General features: G+C 51.4%; 11 protein-coding genes. 3 read left to right on the plus strand and 8 right to left on the minus strand.

Going from position 1 to position 17,527, the window contains the following annotated elements; all coding sequences use genetic code 11:
- Positions 1-121: 121 nt before the first annotated feature.
- The 5 genes from KXD86_RS16280 to KXD86_RS16300 form a co-directional block, all read right to left on the minus strand.
- Positions 122-1,858: a P-loop NTPase fold protein gene (locus KXD86_RS16280; RefSeq protein WP_218637221.1), complete on the minus strand. Its 1,737-nt coding sequence runs from the start codon at positions 1,856-1,858 to the stop codon at positions 122-124.
- A 198-nt stretch (positions 1,859-2,056) separates the two neighbouring features.
- The gene (locus KXD86_RS16285; protein WP_218637222.1) at positions 2,057-5,950 is read right to left on the minus strand and encodes a DEAD/DEAH box helicase; all 3,894 of its coding nucleotides are present in this window, start codon (positions 5,948-5,950) and stop codon (positions 2,057-2,059) included.
- On the minus strand, positions 5,947-7,983 hold the full coding sequence (locus KXD86_RS16290) for a phospholipase D-like domain-containing protein (RefSeq protein WP_218637223.1): 2,037 nt from the start codon (positions 7,981-7,983) through the stop codon (positions 5,947-5,949). Before KXD86_RS16290 ends, KXD86_RS16285 begins: the two co-directional genes overlap by 4 nt.
- Positions 7,976-9,196: a hypothetical protein gene (locus KXD86_RS16295; RefSeq protein ID WP_218637224.1), complete on the minus strand. Its 1,221-nt coding sequence runs from the start codon at positions 9,194-9,196 to the stop codon at positions 7,976-7,978. The genes KXD86_RS16290 and KXD86_RS16295 overlap by 8 nt, the downstream gene beginning before the upstream one ends.
- A gap of 131 nt (positions 9,197-9,327) precedes the next feature.
- Entirely contained in the window at positions 9,328-9,729 is a 402-nt protein-coding gene (locus tag KXD86_RS16300; RefSeq protein WP_228739647.1) for a hypothetical protein, read from the minus strand.
- A 260-nt stretch (positions 9,730-9,989) separates the two neighbouring features.
- On the opposite strand from KXD86_RS16300, the gene KXD86_RS16305 reads away from it, so the two are divergent.
- Both KXD86_RS16305 and KXD86_RS16310 read left to right on the plus strand, forming a co-directional pair.
- Complete coding sequence (locus KXD86_RS16305; RefSeq protein WP_218637225.1) at positions 9,990-10,208, plus strand: MbcA/ParS/Xre antitoxin family protein; 219 nt, start codon at positions 9,990-9,992, stop codon at positions 10,206-10,208.
- A 958-nt stretch (positions 10,209-11,166) separates the two neighbouring features.
- Positions 11,167-12,156 (plus strand): integrase domain-containing protein, encoded by a 990-nt coding sequence (locus KXD86_RS16310; protein ID WP_218637226.1) that lies wholly within the window; start codon positions 11,167-11,169, stop codon positions 12,154-12,156.
- Positions 12,157-13,231: 1,075 nt separating this feature from the next.
- On the opposite strand, the gene KXD86_RS16315 is transcribed toward KXD86_RS16310, so the two are convergent.
- Positions 13,232-14,479 (minus strand): hypothetical protein, encoded by a 1,248-nt coding sequence (locus tag KXD86_RS16315; protein WP_218637227.1) that lies wholly within the window; start codon positions 14,477-14,479, stop codon positions 13,232-13,234.
- 519 nt (positions 14,480-14,998) lie between these two features.
- Here KXD86_RS16315 and KXD86_RS16320 point away from each other — a divergent pair.
- On the plus strand, positions 14,999-15,418 hold the full coding sequence (locus tag KXD86_RS16320) for a hypothetical protein (RefSeq protein WP_218637228.1): 420 nt from the start codon (positions 14,999-15,001) through the stop codon (positions 15,416-15,418).
- Between the two features lie 148 nt (positions 15,419-15,566).
- Here KXD86_RS16320 and KXD86_RS19095 read toward each other — a convergent pair whose 3' ends face one another.
- Both KXD86_RS19095 and KXD86_RS16330 read right to left on the minus strand, forming a co-directional pair.
- Positions 15,567-15,731, minus strand: coding sequence for a helix-turn-helix transcriptional regulator (locus tag KXD86_RS19095; RefSeq protein ID WP_218637229.1), 165 nt, complete (start codon positions 15,729-15,731; stop codon positions 15,567-15,569).
- Positions 15,732-15,837: 106 nt separating this feature from the next.
- Complete coding sequence (locus tag KXD86_RS16330; RefSeq protein ID WP_218637230.1) at positions 15,838-17,193, minus strand: tyrosine-type recombinase/integrase; 1,356 nt, start codon at positions 17,191-17,193, stop codon at positions 15,838-15,840.
- Positions 17,194-17,527: the final 334 nt, after the last annotated feature.

Here is a 17,527-nt window from a genome sequence, read left to right on the forward strand (position 1 = left end):
GGTAAAAGTAGCAGAAAGAGACATAAACATCAGTTGTTTATCTCATCTACCCAGAGCGCTGGAGACAGCATGCGGATCGATATTCAGTACGCTCAAAGTTCTGTCAGCTATTACCTACATACTACGAACTTAACCCATCCTCCGAAGTGCGAGGTCCCATGGAGATCTCAGAGTCTATGGATGTGTTCCGGAAAAGCTCTTTGACAAGGTTTGCTAGACGCGGAGATGAGGAGTCATTCGCTATAGACCGGCAAGCTTTTACAAAATGCTCCGTAGCGGTACCGAAGTGGGGATCGTAAGCCGACCGATTAATACGCATTTTGATCATCTGTCGCATGAATTTGCCAAGGATTCGCAAGTCTTTCATATCGCGTATAGCAGCCTCAAAGTCCTGAACCGATGCTCTACTGAGAGCGACTTCTTCCAACGTTCCCCAACCACTATGGTCAACAATGTGTATACAGGCATCGACTAGATTGGTGTCATTCTGAGCCGCTGACTCTGCCTTATCGAGCTCTGCTTGGATTCTGTGATCTATTGGATTTCCAAATGGATTTTCGAAAGAGATCTGTAGTCGACCCTCCCGATAAGCTTTAATCCAAGCATCGATGATCAAGGTGGCTTTTGCTGCGCCCCCAGTCATCCGGGAAAGCTCTGCACTCAACTGGCTCACAATGAAAGGGTCAAGAAGGCCTGCAATTTTTGGGAAGCCAGCCGCTTCCTCCACCAACTGGTTTTCGTCGGCTCGATGGTCCCAAAAAGATCGAAAAAGGAAATCCTGGATCGTTTTCCTTGCTTCCATGGCCTCAGTCTCAGAGGCATAACGGCTAATGATGGCTTCTATTTTGACTGGCTCGAATAGACCCGACTCCAAAAACTCGACCAATCGCTCCTCAAACTCGTCGCATCCATGGATGCCCAGTTCTTGCATAAGCATCCTCCAGCCATCCTCCCTTTTTTCCTGAACAGTAGGCTCATCATCATTGTCCCTTCCAAAGTTGGCCCAGTCAGGGTTACCAATATTCAGCGCGAATTTGAAATCCGGACCGTCCTCCAAACCCCGATGGTAGATAGATGAAAATAAGACGATAGATGGCACCACCCGATCCAGAATAGGCTTGTCCAAATCCCTACCTGCCAGAATCTGATTAGTCGCCTTGATGACCCGCGTGACGATGCGAATGTTGGTCAACCCGCATATCACAGACGCTCGCTGAATCGCTTCTGCGTACTTGGATGGCTTAAGGGCAATTGCTATCGAGAAGGCTTCCTCAGGCGTGGTGGATAGCTTTATTTCGTGATCAATGATCTTTTCCCTGAAGGTTGCCCACAGTTCAGCCTGGTCCTCCTTGGTTGAAAGCTGATCATCATTAAGAACGAGGATGAACCGCGAACCATGCTGCTTTGAATATTCATCGATGAAACCAAGGACCTCATTGATACCAAGCGTCTCATATTTGCGTTCGATGTCATCAATAACGATCAGCTTATTGCGTAATACAGCAGGCGCCATTAACAACAAATTCAAATTATTTATGGCAGCCAGTGCTTTGTAATGCTTGGAGGCAGCCTCTACACCCGAATTGAACAGATTCTTTAACCCGTCGAACACCCCACCGTGAGACTCCACTCCGGGTACCGATGCCTCAATAAGTTTGCGCTTCAGCTGATCAATGCCCGATAAGCCAAAGAGTGAGACGTAAAGGGCATTCCTTACCTTATCATCACGAGCCTCAGCCTGGACCTCAGTCCAGAGATGGGTTTTACCTGTTCCCCATTTGCCCGACAGCGCAATCACCTTGTTATCTGATTCGCTGAGCGATTGGATCATTTGTTCCTTTGCTTTCTTTAACGACACGCTGTCTCCAACGATAGATTGACGCCTATTACGTCCATTTCGGACCGTTAACTTGTGAACAATATCTAGCCAACGTCGATGTGTATGTCAGCTTCTGCAATTAACCTCAAATCATCTAGCTATTCATCTTATCTAGCTCACCAAAGCGGACGGACGAGAGTCCCAGTTGGTTCTGTGTCTGCGTTTCAGAGAGGAGCTTCAAAACTGATCTTCCTCGCAAACCAGGAACTCCAACCGGTCACTCTCCACCGCAAGCACATGAGCGCAGTAGACGAATTCCCGCCAATGCAGGCTATCAACCGGATGAACGCAGCGGCCAACAATCTCCCGGTGGTCATTCAGCATGAACTCAACCACGTCGGTAGATCGATTCCGCTCCCAGGTTAGCTCTACAATTTTCTCAACAGGCATTGCGCTGACGGCGTTTGAAGGCACTGCCGGGCTGATGAAAATACACTGCCCGTCGCACTCCGATAGGAGGACGGTCTGGGAGCGCTGCAATTCGCCCTCTTTGAACCAAAACCGGAGTCCGATCGTTTTCCCGGAATCGACCACATCGACCTTCAGGGCCTGTTGACCGACTTGAATTTCTTGGTCCTGCCGAAGTCGTTCGAGATGCTGAGAAACGACAGAGCCTGGCGGTCGGTATTGCTTCGGGTCGTGTCTTTCATGAAACCGAGCAAGAAGCGCCGTCATATCCCTCTCGACCGTTACGATCTCATCCCCCACCAGCATTTCGGCATCGTAGGCCAATCGCCAAACATTCCTGGCAGTTTGATAAGCAAAGGTTCTATGGAGCGTGGTCCAGGAGTGTTGGTGCATCAACATGGCCAATTCACTGTGAGAGCCTATCTGAACTTGCGTTCCACGACAGTCCTGATGATCAACCACAACTCGGGCAAGGATTTCTCCAGATGCCCTGGCTGTCGTCAGACGAACTTCCGCAATATCGGATACCTGTTCGACCAAGTCGCTTACCTTCAGGTTAACTCTCAACGGCCAGCGAATGCGTTCACTAACGCCGAGCGCGGTGGCGATCAGTTGCTTCGCTTGAGTGACGTTCGCCTGCACTTGTTTCTGCGTTTCCTTAATCTGCTGCTTGAGAAAACTCAGGTGTTCCAGATCCGATCTCGGATCTGCTGGATCAAAAGGACTTTCCAGGAAATCTCTTATCTGGGGCTCTATTCGGGTGCGATCGGCGATTTCGGATTCGGCGATTTCCTCCTTGTCTGAAGCGACGGTGCTTCCAATCTCATGGAGCGAGGCCATGTAACGATTGATGCTTTCCGAGAGTCGACGAATCTGAACGCGCTCAATGCTCTCTTTCACGTGGGGGAAACTGACCTGTATTAAGTCATCCTCTTCCGGATCACTGAAGCCTCCACGAGTGAGCCGACGCTGTGCCAACGAGCCAACACGATCAACCCGACCGTTCTTCTGTTCGATGCTTACTGGCGAGCCTGATACGCCATAGTGGACAACGCTATCGCAGAAGAGGTGCAGATCTTCACCTTCCTGAAACACATTCGTGCTCACAAGTACCAATGGATACCCTGGCATACGAAACTTGCGGGCCTGGGCTGAACGCTGTCCCGGCGCATTGGTCTCGCCCGTCGCACCAATGATCGGGGCGATCGGGTTAAGCTGATTACTCAGGTAGCGGCGATATTCGTTGGTACCCAGGTCGAAAATGCCAGGAAGGTTGGCTTTCAGTATCGCCGGCAGCTCATCCGCCAGCCCTTTTAGCTCACGATAGGTGGAAAACCCTTGAACCTGGGATTGTCGAGTCAGCTCCGTGACGAAATCTTTAATCCAGTCAGTGAGGACGCGGCTACTGAGATCTCCCTCTCCCTGCCTCAGGCGCGACACGTACAGATCAATCATGCCGTGGCCCGTGCGTAGCACTGTCGATACAATTGCTGTGTGTATATCAACGGTTCTCAGCAGCGCTTTTATGTCATCACGGTTAGTGCAAACAGGCGTTTCAGTGAGCCGACGAAACAGCTCTCCTATACTTGGGAGGATTTGCCCCTTCAGCTCATCACTGACTTCCAGTTCAGAAAACAATGTTGGTAAGCAGAGCTGCTCTCGAACGTCCTGGGGGCTTAGTGGAACACCCTCGCCCTGCGCGTTCTGGTGACTGAGAAAAGCTTGTAGATGATCTCTAAGTGGCGCAAAAGCTCTGTGTCCGAGCTGATTGACCCAGGCGTCCAGAAAGAACAATTGCGACAGCCTGAATTTCCGAAGGTACTCTTGTGCCTGAACCTTTCCAAGATCGGCAAGGGACGCTTCAGTATCAGCGGCTAAGCATTGCTCGATAACTTGGCGCAGGTCCACACCGCTGAAAAAACACATGAGCTGCGCCCAATTCACCTCTAAAAGAGGGCTAGCCAGGCGCGTGGGTTGGGAAAGGCTTTGCCTCACCTGATCCGGCGTTAAAAGATCCCCCCAGTTCTTCCGTTTTTGAGGCTTTGGCGCGTCGCCTCGGAAGAACCAGTTGAAAAAGTTGTCGTTCTTGGGTGGCTGCCGGAGTTCGGCCTCTCCAGTGCTGTCCTCCTCCGCGAGGCCTTCATCTATGCGCTCGTCCCTGAATCGGCTGATTTCACCGTATTCGCTGATCACGCCTTGCACAGAACTCAGTGCTTTCGGGCGATCTTGCAGGCGGAAATTCAGGTAATTGATCAGCCAATCGTCATAGCATTCATCGAGTTTCTGCTTGAGTTCTTTGACGCTTTTCACCCGACGCACGAATACAAGCTGTTTGCGATTCTCCTGAACAACCGCATTGGCCAACTGCTTTGCAACGGTGTCCATTTTAGGGTGTGGCAGTGAGCGCCCGAGGTTTGCATTTACATAACTGTCGACAATAGCACCAACCACGTTCCGGTCCTGCGCATCGCGTCCTCTATCATCGGGATCTTCACTATCGAACTCCACCCGGGGTGAACGAGTGGTTTCACCATAGCTCTCGAAGGATGCAAGCATTCCCATTTGGAAGGACGGAGAGCCATGCTTGTGCCCCAATGCATCGCCAACCTTCTTCTGAACCAGGGCGGTGACCAGCTTCTGTTCATCCGTTTCCAGTTCAATCGCTGCCTTGTGCCCATCGCGCCACTCCGCACGGTACATATTACGGGTGTATTCCCTGTCTCCGATTTTCAACCGGTTGAGGCGGCGGACCATAAACCGGGCGATCTCTGCTTTGTCCGTTACAGACTTGGCGTTCCTCAGAAGGCCGTCCTTTCCTACCAGAGCAAGCTGGTTCCGTAGTTGTTCCAGGTTACGATCGTAAGGCGTGGCGGAGAGCAGCAAGGCATTGCGTACGCGACGCTGAAAAGGTCTGACCTTAGCGTTTTGGTTTTGATAGAAACCCAAGACCTGAGAAAGTACTCGGTTTCGGTCGCTACTATCCGCGTCATGCTTAAAGTTATGCGCTTCATCGATCACTACGAGGTCAAACGTGGGCAATAGGTAGTTCAATGCTCTTGCGAACTCATCTTTTACCCCTTGATGCGTCGGGGGTCCACCAGGTACTGCAAACGCGGGAACCAATCCTTTAAGCTTTTCACGCTGTTTCTTCCAGCTTTCGATCGCTCTCTGCCCGTCATCTCCATCTGCTTTTTGAAGCCCAAAACTGAAACTCCCATTGCGAACGAAAAAGTCAGCATAGAAGCCCGAGGCTGCTGTGCGGATGAGATCTTCCAGGCTACCGCATTTGGCCACAGGGGCAGCCGGCTTGCCCTCCGGAGTACGCACTCGGTAGCTAGCAGTACATACGTTTCTGTCGATAAAGCTGGCTTGTTCCCGCAGCCATTTGTCCTGAACATTGGCACTTGGGCAGATATAGAGAACCCGCAGAGCCGGGTTGAAATACCGCATCAGCGAAACAACTCCGAGCGCTATGTAGGTTTTTCCCATTCCGACTTCATCGGCGAGATAACCTAACCCGATATTCTCGGTGTTGATCATGTTGTAGAGAGCAACCGCGCCACGGAGCTGGACCTCGCCGAGCGATTTGAGCTCATCCCTACCACCACTGAAATCAAGAATATGGCGTGCAGAGTCCAGGTCGAGGATAGGGTAAGGTTTCATGCGCTGGCCTCCGTTCCTTCGACCCGGTACTGCTCCAGGAATTGCGCCTCAAACCAATCGAAGAACCGGTCTCTATCAGCCTCACGCTCACTGGACAGTTTGATCAATTTGCTCTCGCGTATCTGTTGAAGAAGCGTTTCGATAAACTCCAACTGCTCTGTGACATAGGGGCGACCTGCAAATTCGGCTGATCGATAGATTTCCTTGGCACTGAGTAATAAAAGATACGCACTGACCGGATGGAGCGGCTGATCACTCTCCTCAGCGGGTTCGAGTACAGCCGCAGCTCGGCCTACTAATGTTGGTAGGCTATCCACGCCAGTGCCGGTGAGGTAGTAATCCTGCTTCTTAGTTGTGGATTGCTCATTGCTGAGGTCACGTCGCAACATGCGAAATGCGTGGAACAATTCGGCATACTCGGAGAAGAATTCATTCTCCAGAGGTGCCTCCTCGATCAGGCTGGTTTCCCCTCGCTCGCCGAGTTCAAAAAGCCGTTTGACCCTTGCGTCGGTCAGCAGCAGCTGACGGCGCTCCGGAGACATCCCGGCATAAATCGCCAGGATCTGTTGAGGAGACAGTGTGGCAAGCTCAGGTTGCGGTTTGTGCGACCAGTGCGTTTGCTGAAGTAAAACACGGTGCGGGGCGATTAATTCATCGGAATCACAAACTCGTCCAGACACGAGGATCAGCGAGCCGTTGGCTAGCGCCTTCTCCAAAGCTTGAGTATCGCCAGTGTAGTCGCTCAAACAGTTGCCAAGAGGCCAGCCCTTCACTGCCGTGCCATCTACCCCGTCAGGGCCGATTAAATCAATTTCGATCGGGCTTTCAGAGTCCACTCGTCCGCTCAGGGTTTTGGTCAGCCAATCAAACGTGAGGGAGATCTGAGGCATGCTGCCCCGAGCTTCGTGGTCCAATTCGCCAGGTGCCAAGTCAAGCGATCTTTGGCTAACTTCCGGCAGGTCTTCGGAGATAGTTTTCAACAACGACTCCGGATCTGTAGCTACTAGAAAACCGGCTTCGACATTCTCATTGAGCGCTTTGTACGTGAAATTCACTGACCCAACAAAGGTAAGAGCCCGATTAGCGCCAATGAAATTGAAAATCTTAGCGTGCAGTTCTCGATGAGGCTCTTTTCCTACTCCCAATGGGTCCGATGTTGTTTTCACCCAATCAGCCCAGGAGACGTTCTCCAAACTATCAATGTGAGTTAAATAATCGAGGTTACAGAGCGCTTCTTGCTTATCATCGCGCGGCAACAATAGGCGCATATTACCGACGCCCAGATTCTGAAATGCCTCATGCAGATTACTCTTAGAGTCGTCGGCGAAAAATGGCGAGATAATCTCCAGTTCAACGGGCTTTTTAAGCTGGCTGGTCTCTGCCGATAGAAAATCCAGAAACCGCGTTGTACTGGACAATCCGAAGTAGTGGACTGGTGCTGCTGCAGGATCTGCTACGCACTTACCCAAAAATCTCTGAATTTCAAAAACAGCGCCGTTCTTCGACTGGACTATCCGCTTCTTTTGCAGGTAGTCCAGATCCCGTTTCAGTACCCGCAGAAACTCCCCGTCACCACCGCGTAGGCCAATTTCCTCCCAGTGCTGGCATTCAATGTTATCCCACCAACCAGCCTTCGTGAGGTTATTGGAGCCGGCGGATATCAGTAAGGAGTCACTTTCCCCAACGCCGTTACCTACAAGCAGAAACGATAGCTTCGGGTGGAAAGCACGATTTCCTTCAGAAACACCGTGACAGCCGTATTCCATTCCAGGTGAGCTTTCACCCTGAATACGGAAAATGTTCTGATCGTAAAAGACATCAATCGGCAGTTCGGCTTCCCTAAGGGATTCTCGCACCTGGAACTGCTTCACCCGCTCATCAATCGAGAACGAGCTGTTTTCTGGTAATAGAAGAGGAACAACTTCCAGCTCAAAAAATGCGGGATCGAAGGTGTAGGTGGTAAAGACAGCGGCTTTAACCGGGCGCCCTCCCAGACGTTCTTCAAGGTATTGGGATATCTGCGCATTATCCATTACGCTCCTCCAGATTCGCTTTGGCAATGCGAAAATAGGAGCCCAGAAAGTAATCGTAATCCCAGTCATCCAGGAGAGCTTCCCTGGACCGAAGAACCGCCGTTTCAGACTTTACTTTCACATTTAGCGTGTCGCCGTCACAGGTTACCCATGGAGCACCACCCCTCGCTTTCATCACGTCCGCATTTAACTTGGCGACGGCCTTCACCGCTCCCCAATGGTTGCCAGTTCTAAGATTATCGTTAATTTCGCAAAGCGCATCCCTGCGTGTCATCCCTTGGGGCAGTGTCTCTGGCAGGTGATCATACTGATACGCTTGTCTGTCGAGCTGTTCTACGACTGAAGAAACCGGTCGATGGTCCTGTGTGAGCAGGTAATAGAACACGTTGTTGGCAGCGACCAGTACACGCTCTACTCGCTGGATTTCATCAAGAGCCTTCTGCAGCTCAGGTGACGCAACGCTTTGGACCTCATTTATCTTCCCGGCAAACTCACCGGTTAGCCTGCCAGCCCTCACAAGTTTCTCGGTCGCGGATAAAAGGTCTACTTGAACCGAGGCATTCTGATTCTGGCGACCGCGAAGCAGTATATGAGTGAGCCTTTGTCGGACAACGTCCTTATGAGTGGCCTGCCAAAATTCGGGAGCCAAGCGCTCACATTCATCTCTTGAGAGATGTCCATCGACTTTGAACAGCTGAAAGAATTCATTGGCGTTCAGATCCCTCGCGATTGTTTCAGCAAGCGTCTTCCCTTCAGCTGTAAGCTTCCGATCGCTCCCTTCTGCAAGCCCTGAATCTTTCAAGGCCGAACTGTACAGGCCCCACAATCCATAGCTTGCCTGATTGCTCAGAATCTGCGCTTTCAAGCTAATAGCTAACGACTCCGCCTGAGCAGTCATATTTTTGTGGACGCGGGTAATACCCATGATTTCTTTGCTACCGGCCTGGTGCCGGAGGTAGGCGGCAAGCTGCTCGTAGCGGAGGAACGTCTCCCTAATGAGCCGCTCGCGACTGTCTTTGTCGGCATTCCCATGGATCTGGTGTGCCCAATAAAAGCCGAGCAGCGCAACGGTGAAGTTTTCGACGGAACTGGTGATGGTGGTCAGGTTGCCAACCACCTTTCGGCCGAAATGGGTCCATACCAGCTCGAAACCCAGTGGGTCACGTGAACCTTTGGGTTTGGCCCGGTCATCAAGGAGTGAAAGAAAAGGCATAACGTTTCAGATCCATCTGCTTATTATTCTGGGACCCCGTTTTTCATCAGAGGGTCGCGACTACTTTCTTCTCCACGTCGAAGGGGGCTACGCCCTTTTCGAACGTTTTCTGCAGACCATACGCCATCCCCTCAAGCGGTGCCTGGTCGCCGTAGCCAAACCTTTGTATTTCTTCCATATAGCGCTGAATAAAGTTTCGCGCGCCGAGCGTTCGCCATTGATTGGATGACGTACACAAGTTCATGAAAGTGGATGCCTACATCTCTGGCTGCATCCGGAACAAGGTAGTAAGTGTCTTTGTAGGTGATACCACCGAGCTGGTCCTGAATATCAATAAAGTCACCCAGCCCTGCTTCTCTGAGCTCCGGCATTTTCGGCATGGGGAGAGCCTTTACGATCACGAAATAGGATGAGCGGAGAAGCTCCGGGCTATAGAAACCGTCAAACTGATGCTGCAAAACTGTGCAGGATTGGCGATACGGCTTGTGCGCTTCGTTTACCTCATCAATCCATGATTTCACGAGCTCAATCATGTGCCCTCCTTAAGCGCTGAACCATTCATTTCATTCAGAAACTGCACCAAAATCTGCCGAAAAATAGTTAGCCTGCAAACGCTGGTCGACCCTTCAATACTGCTTGAACTAATGAAGTTTTCCAATAGACCCAGATAATCCCTTTGCCGGTGCGAACCAGGAGAGTCAGGTTTGATGCGTGTTCCTGACGGCCGTGCTTTACTATCTCGTGTTGACTGACAAAAAAGACGGCAGGCACTTTAGTCAGGTGGAAAATTCCGATGACAAACCAGAAGACTGAGATTGAAAATTTGCTTGGCCAAGTGAAATCCGCTGCGCTGGAGCTTTTTGAGGGAGACCAGCAGATGGCTGAGAGTTGGCTTTCGAGTCCACTGCCGATTATCGGTAACGAAACTCCTTACCACTACATGGACTCTCCTGAACGGGCGAGGCAACTACTCGCCATCATCAATCGATTCGAGCACGGTGTTTGGACGTAGAGATTTTCGTTCACCTGCTTCCCTGCATGCACCAAGCTGATCGCTGTCAAACTCTCCCCAGTTGCACCGTAGTGTCCTCCAAGTCGCCCTGCAGTGGACTTAACTGGCAGATGTACTCGCTGCTACACACGGGTAGCGCCCCAAAAGTCCACTTAGAGTCCACTTAGAGGCCATTAACCAATTCAAGAGTCTATCCGCAAACCACTTAATGCCGCGTGGTGGCGAAGATCGTGTTCGTCTTATTGCCAGAATTCCGCGTTTACCCGAGTAGACAAGCCCATTTTCGCTTCTGATAATGAAGGCTCAATCCGGGTGGAGACACTCGGCGAGGTAGCTGGCCTCGTTAAATCTCAAACAGCACACGCCTTACCGTCGATTCTCGACTGGTATCCTTCAATACTCAAAATGCTCAAATGCAGCACCCTAGCGAACTCAGGGTTCGCTCATCCAACAGCCCCTTTTTGGGCCCCTCATCTCTGCAAGCGAATTCCGAACGTTAGAGAGATGCACTGACCTGGAACTGGGAACCGAGTATTTCCAATGCCTCCAAGCCGATCCTCGGACTAGAACTGGTCGAAAACCCTGACTAAAACCAGATTCGTGCGGATTCGCTCCCCCGGTGCGTCACCACCGGTATGCTCGATTCGATCTGTTCAAGCTCAAGCCTAATTCATGTTTAGGCACCCATCTTTTGCAACGTCTCGCTGACTGCCTGACGACTCCGGTACCCCAACGAACGGCATTCGCTGATTCGTCCACCACGGTTCGCAATTGACATAACTGTGCCTGCAGCGGCACGAACAACACCCCACGATCAGAGGAGAATTCCAATGGTTTTGTATCTGACTGCGGCAATGGGGCAGAGGTGTTAGCGAGGTGGCCAGGCTCTGGAAGTCGCAGGGTTGGCCTCGCATTAGCTGCATTCGATTTCAACTCTTCAGCCACAGGGAATTTGCATATGAAACGAAGACAGAGGGCCCAGCGCGGCAAACAGCGCAATTTTGGCTATGGCAAGCAAATGCTATATGCCTTCAGCATGGCTTTAAACGCACTCTTTGGGCAGCGCGATCATTACGGGACCCGCAGAACCCATAAGATTCGAGTCAGGATCTTCTCCGAATTCTGCCGGGAGCATGGTGTTCGGGATGCTCGAAACATCGATCTGGAGCTCATTGAGGCATATGGCAGTTATCTGCGTCACCGCCTGTATGCCCCCTATGAGTGGCCTGACGGCAGACGCGACAACATGATTTCTGTGTCGTATGGGCATAATCTAATTTCCACGGTCAACACCTGCCTTTATGCGATGCGTAGGGACGAGAAGCTGCACCTTTCTGCTCGCAAAGCATTGGGCGTCGCCAGATCCAACGTACGAAAAACCCAGATTAAGGCGGACATAGCGGACACGAAAACCGCTGCAGATCGCATGATCGCATCTGGGAATGAGCGAGGAGCTGCAGTGGTATTTCTAGCGCGGGCCTGGGGCATGCGACCGGAAGAAGCCTATCTGCAGGACCTCGATCGTATGATGCGAGAGGTATCTGCCACAGGATCCGCCGCAATTCTGGAGGGCACGAAAGGCGGCCGGAAGTGCCGGAGCCGGACAATAAGCGCTAGTGAGTTTCAACGCGAGGCACTTAAATTCGCTCTCTGCGTTCGCCCAGCTGGTTCCCGGTGCCTGCTGTCGGAAACAGACAACGCGATCACCTTCTACCGTCGGGAGCTCGGACGCTGCAGGAGAATCCTGAAAAAATGCGGGATTCCGTCCTTCCGCGAATTGCGCAGCGGGTTCGCGCAGGACGTTTATGAGGAAATCGTGCGTGGACCCAGCCCACTCCGCGGCCCTATTGGGGATCGGGTACTGGATCGCGTTGCCCGTCAGACCGTTGCGCGCTTGCTGGGGCATGGCCGTCCCCAGGTGGCCTCGTCTTACATCGGAGGCTACTGATGGATATCCGGGACATCACGCAGCGCATTAGGTGGAGAGACGGGACTCCCGAATCACCTAAGGGCACTTCTGACGCGACCAAAAATCGTACGATAAAGCGCATTCAATCGATGGCAGATGCTATTGAGGCCCAGTTTCCAAACATTCGATACTGCAACCAGATAAAGCTCAAACACATGAAGTACCTCCTGGAAGCTTGGTTCGACAATGAAGGATTCGCCCCCACAACGATGGGCGATTACACCCGTGCTATGCGACTTATGATTAAGGCGCTGGACAAAGATCGGCATTGGTTCGGTCACCTGGGTCTGATCCAGGACCGCACACGCGGGGGCCGTCGAGTGGTTTCAAGGGTGACGAGAACGAAGTCGCGAAATCGTCGATGAACGATCGCCCGACTGCCGGAGTGGCGGGTTTTGGAAAATTTCACATGCCAAGCCCCCTCCCGGCACCAGTTCAGATTCCAGATGATCGCAGTCAGGTGATGAGGGAACTCATTGCCGTAAAGACTCGAATTCACAATCTGAACCGGAGCACCCGATGAAACTGACATTCGATAGCTGCATCAGCAAAAAAACTGGGCAGCCCCTAGCTGCTTACGAATATGAATTTGAGGCCGAAAGCGCTGCAGAGAACGCGAGCTTATTCAGTCAAACACCGCTTACCTATTACGAATGTTCGCGGTGCGACCATTGGCACTTGACCCCCAAGGACCGATATACCCCAAGCCATCCCTGCGATTTTTGTGTCGACAGTTCGGGAGAAACCAAGGAGTCTTACCAGACCAGGACTGGAGCTGAGAAAAGGGCAGCGATCCTTCGACGAGAGATCGGCATACATTTGCGGCTGTATGAATGCCCGCACCAAACAGGCTGGCATCTAACCAAGCGGTAGTGCCTACTGCTCAAAATTCACACGATTCCTCAAGAACTGTAGGAGATTGCAATGTCAAAAGGTAAAGGTAGCTCTCGGCCCGCCAACGGCCATCCTGGTGGCAACTGGCCGAGCACAACTGGCCGGCCATCTGGAGGAGGCCGAGGGAACGCCCCTTCCAAGGGTAAATAACTATGCAAGATCAGGCCGCTGAAATGTCGGCGGCCTGTTTCTGATAACGGTTCCAGTATGTGCTGTAAGACCCGATTGCGTTGAAACGTTGAAGATCTGGATGCGCAGTGAAAATTACGGCAAGAGTCTCTTCCTCCTCATCGATCAATCGCCCCCAAGCCAGCGCAGCCTGGGCTTTCATCCACGCCAGATAATGGTCTGAGTCATGGCCCTGACAGAGTCTGGCAATAAAGATCTCCAAGGCGGATTGATCTGGAATCTGACCCTTGCGCCATTTCTTGAACCGGCGATATTTGTGGTCTCCCGGTGATTCCGAGGAATAGGAGAGGAACTCATCTTCCGTGCAATCTTTTGGCAAAGGCAGGTAACCGGCCATCTTTCGCACGGTCACCTCTTCACCCGCCAGTGCTGACAGTCGACGCCTCCACACCTCGAATAAAAGAACTAACGGCCGGTCTCTCCTAATACGCATAGAAGACGATTTGGGTGCAATATCTCCTACGAATCCCCAATCTACCAACTGCTGTCTGTGTGCCTCACACACTCCATGGGTTGCCAGATAGTCAGCCACATCGAGCGCTAACTCACAGAGCAGCGTGTAGTAGAAATCGATTCTCAGCTGGTGATTAACCACGCGCAGTATGCTCTTTCCCCGAAGCCACTCAATGCTCTCTGGATCTACAGCGGAGTGATCGATTTCGGCGATCAACGAGAGGAGCTCCGAGTCCACCAGCGTGTTGTCCTCCAGGAACTCTCGCGCTTGTCGAATCCAGACCGCAGGCTGCGGCCGTTTATTAGGCTGCCGGCTAGTCTCTTGTTTGATCCAGTCGAGAAAAGACTTCTCTTGGGCAATTCGCTTCTCTACGAAGCTGGCAACTCTGGAATCCTTCAGCGCCGACCCAATTTTCGATCTCTCAGTACCCGCCAGATAAGCTATCCAGGACGAGCCATTGTTTTTTAATTGCAGGTCCTCCCATGGCTGCGTAGCGATTTCGAGATCTTTTAGGAAGTCTTTATTCTGAAGACTTGAGTGCCAGACACGTTGGATTTTCATCGCGGCACCGCGTGTAACAGGTTGATGCTCAGCCTTCTTTAAAGTGGTTCGATGCGGTGCTTTGATCCCTGCAGCTTCTGCCATTCCCTCAATCAATCGGGGAAAAGAGCCCGAATCGCCGAGAGTGATTCTCAGAAAATCAGAGACGTGTGGCAGGAAAAATACATCCAGAGGCGGAAGCGTAACCTTGATTCCCTTCGCCATACGTTCCTCCATGAGACAGCAACATTTAAATCCCTATATTTCTGGACGTTGCCACAATTGATCACATTTCGGAAGGCTCATCGCCACCATTACTTAATAAGCTTTGGAGTGTCGATGGAGCGACGCTACCGATAATGATCAACAAAAAGTTTAGGGGGCAATTTTATGAATACCAGGACTCAAAATGTTGACAGTTCCTCTTATCTTCTTGCGCTTGCAAGAGGGGTGAGGGATGGTAGAGCCGAGTGCGCAAAAATTCTTGCCAAGCGACTACAAAAATCGCAAAACCAAAGAGCGATTATCAAACAGCTGGCCACCAGGCTCTTAAGTGAAGAGGCGCGCCGACAGCGTGAATCTCAGAGGCGCAAAAGCCGCAAAGACCATAAAGAAAGGTTACAATTTTCAGCGAATCATCCACTATTCCGGAAAAGACGGAACCGAACAGGTCGAGAACAGACAGACGCTATGCACCGTGCAATTTTATGCGGCGGCTTTGAGATGAATCGGAGTCGTCACTGAATGGAAGCAGTTGATCGCCTGGAATTTGAGATTAAGAGGCAGATCGATGCCTCCAAGCGTTGCGTTTTTAAGGTCGAGGAATTCCAGCGAGCTCAAGACGATGAACTGTTACTACTGGCTATTCAGAATCTTGTACATCGACAGCAATTGGCTCACATTGGCGAAGGGCTGTACGCGAAGGCTAGAGAGAATCTGATTACTGGAAACGTAATGCTCGATGCCGAAGGTGGTTTTGCCCAAGTCTGTGCGGAAGCTCTGACATTGCTTAATATCAAATGGCAGCCGAGCAAAGCTCAGAGGGATTATGACAGCAACCTTTCGAATCAAATTCCAACCCGGGCTGTCTTCGCAGTCCAGGGCAAAAGATATCCGGCGATAAGATTCGGCAAGCTCCGGATCCAGTATGAAGAATCCTTATAATTATGGATCCTAGGGAATCGATTTCCTTAAGAGCATGTCTTACGAGTAATACAAGGAATCGAGAATCGTGGTGGCATCTAGCGGGTCCCAACCCAACAGAACCCGCTACTAGCCACTTCGTCTGTCAAACCAGATTTCCGGCCTACGACTATCCAAGGCCCTCCTCATAGGCTCGCAAGTCGGCCTCCCGCCACCGAGCAGTTTTAGGCGCAAGCTTGACGGGTTTCGGAAAGCGCCCTTCCCGAATCCAACGCCAAATGCTCTTAGGAGAAACTCCGTAACGTTTGCTGATGTCTTTGATGCTGTAAAACACGTCATGTACCTCTTTCCGATTAATTGGTACTCAATAAGTTAATCGGTAAAAAGGGCCAGTTGGCGCGTGTAATTGCCAGAAAACTGCAGAAACTCAGAATCTATGGTTAATAATCCTTGCGCTGGCTGTTTCGTGGCAGTTTTCCGGTATATGCGTAGTTGGAGTAGGTGCTGAGCAACATTAGGCGGCGATCCAGAATCTGGTCACTGAGATAAGCTGCACGAGTCTCGTCATTGTCCAGGTGGGCCAGACTGAGCTCGGATACCACATCATCATAATCGGTCTTTGATGCTGCAAAATTCTTGAAACAGCTTCTCATCCCATGGGCACACGCTACCTTGTGATACCGAGGGTCCATAAATCCTTTCCCACCAGACTTCAGAGACTCTTTATGGATTGCTTTCACCGTGTTGTTCAATGCATTTTCGCTAATTTGCTCGTTTCCCCTATAGCCGGGAAATACGTAACGGCCTGACTGAGGCATGCCCCGTAGGATTTCTATTGCCCGCGGCACCAAAGGCACAACGTGGGCCTCGTTAGGGTTCCGGTTTTTCATTTTTGAGCCAGGAACGGTCCAGGTTCCTTCCTCCAGGTTTATTTCCGACCACTCAGCAAACTGAACCTCGGTTGGCCGAGCAACGGTCAATACTTGAAACTCTAACGCGCGCGCAGGTGTGGTGTCCCGCAACGTCAAGAGCTTCATAAAATCAGGCAGGTCTTGATGACGCATAGCTGGCTTATGTTTTGCGTGATGGATACGCTTCGCCGGCGGCAGCCAGCCATCCAGGTTTCTATCCCAATCTGCCGGGTTCTTCCCCGAGACTAGTTTCCGAGATTCCGCCAGATCCCAAATTTGGGCAATAGTTTGGCGGACTCTCGTGGCGGTTGGTGTCTGAGTGGTCCATATGGGACTGAGCACGCGCACGACATCTTCAACGGTCAGGTCGCCGATTTGGATATCGCCAATCTCGGCTATGCATCGGTCAATAGATTTCCTTAGTCTGTTTCGCTGCCGCTTCGGATTCTTGCCACGGAAGGTCACTTCTTTAATCTTGTAATATTCTTCGGCAAGCTCACCAAAGGTGATTTTTTTGCGCTGGAGCTCGCGGTCTCGGGCTTTTCGCTCTTGATTCTGCTCCACAGGATCTATGCCATTGCGGATGTCGGCTTTTTTTTGGCGCGCCAGCTCTCGCGCCTCTCCAAGGCTCACATCCGGGTATCCTCCCAGTCCGATTTCACGACGACGGACGCCCACAGTGGTAATCAGCACCCAAGAGCGGGAGCCGATTTCCTGCCCAGCCGTGGGCGGCCGACACTGCAATGCAAGACCATCAATCCCACCTACCCTGTGATAGGCGACACAGGGCTCTCCTGCTTTTCGTTTCTGACCGCCCTCTTTCACTACCCCATGGCGTAAGTTGCGAACTTGGGCGAGCCCCATTTCGGGCATTTTTTTTGGCATCGTATAACTCCATCATTTAATACCCATCATCTTACCCCTCTAAAAACCTGTCGTAAGATGGGTTCATCTGTCGTTAAACGATACCAATACAAATTAGCTTAGCAATACTTTTTCTTTATTTACAAATATTTAGTTACCACTTAAGACATTCTGACACTAAATTAGATATTAGTATGGAACCTGCCGGGGGTACCACATCCCATTCCAGCCGAAGCTGTTACGACCCAGAGTATCTTCAACCCCATTCCCTCAGAGCCCCAATGGCGCCTAACGCCCCCCAAGCTGGGAGATATTTTGGGTTTTGAGCGCAGCGCACACAATATTTCCCACCGCC

Source organism: Marinobacter arenosus, from assembly GCF_019264345.1.
Taxonomy (GTDB): Bacteria; Pseudomonadota; Gammaproteobacteria; order Pseudomonadales; family Oleiphilaceae; genus Marinobacter; species Marinobacter arenosus.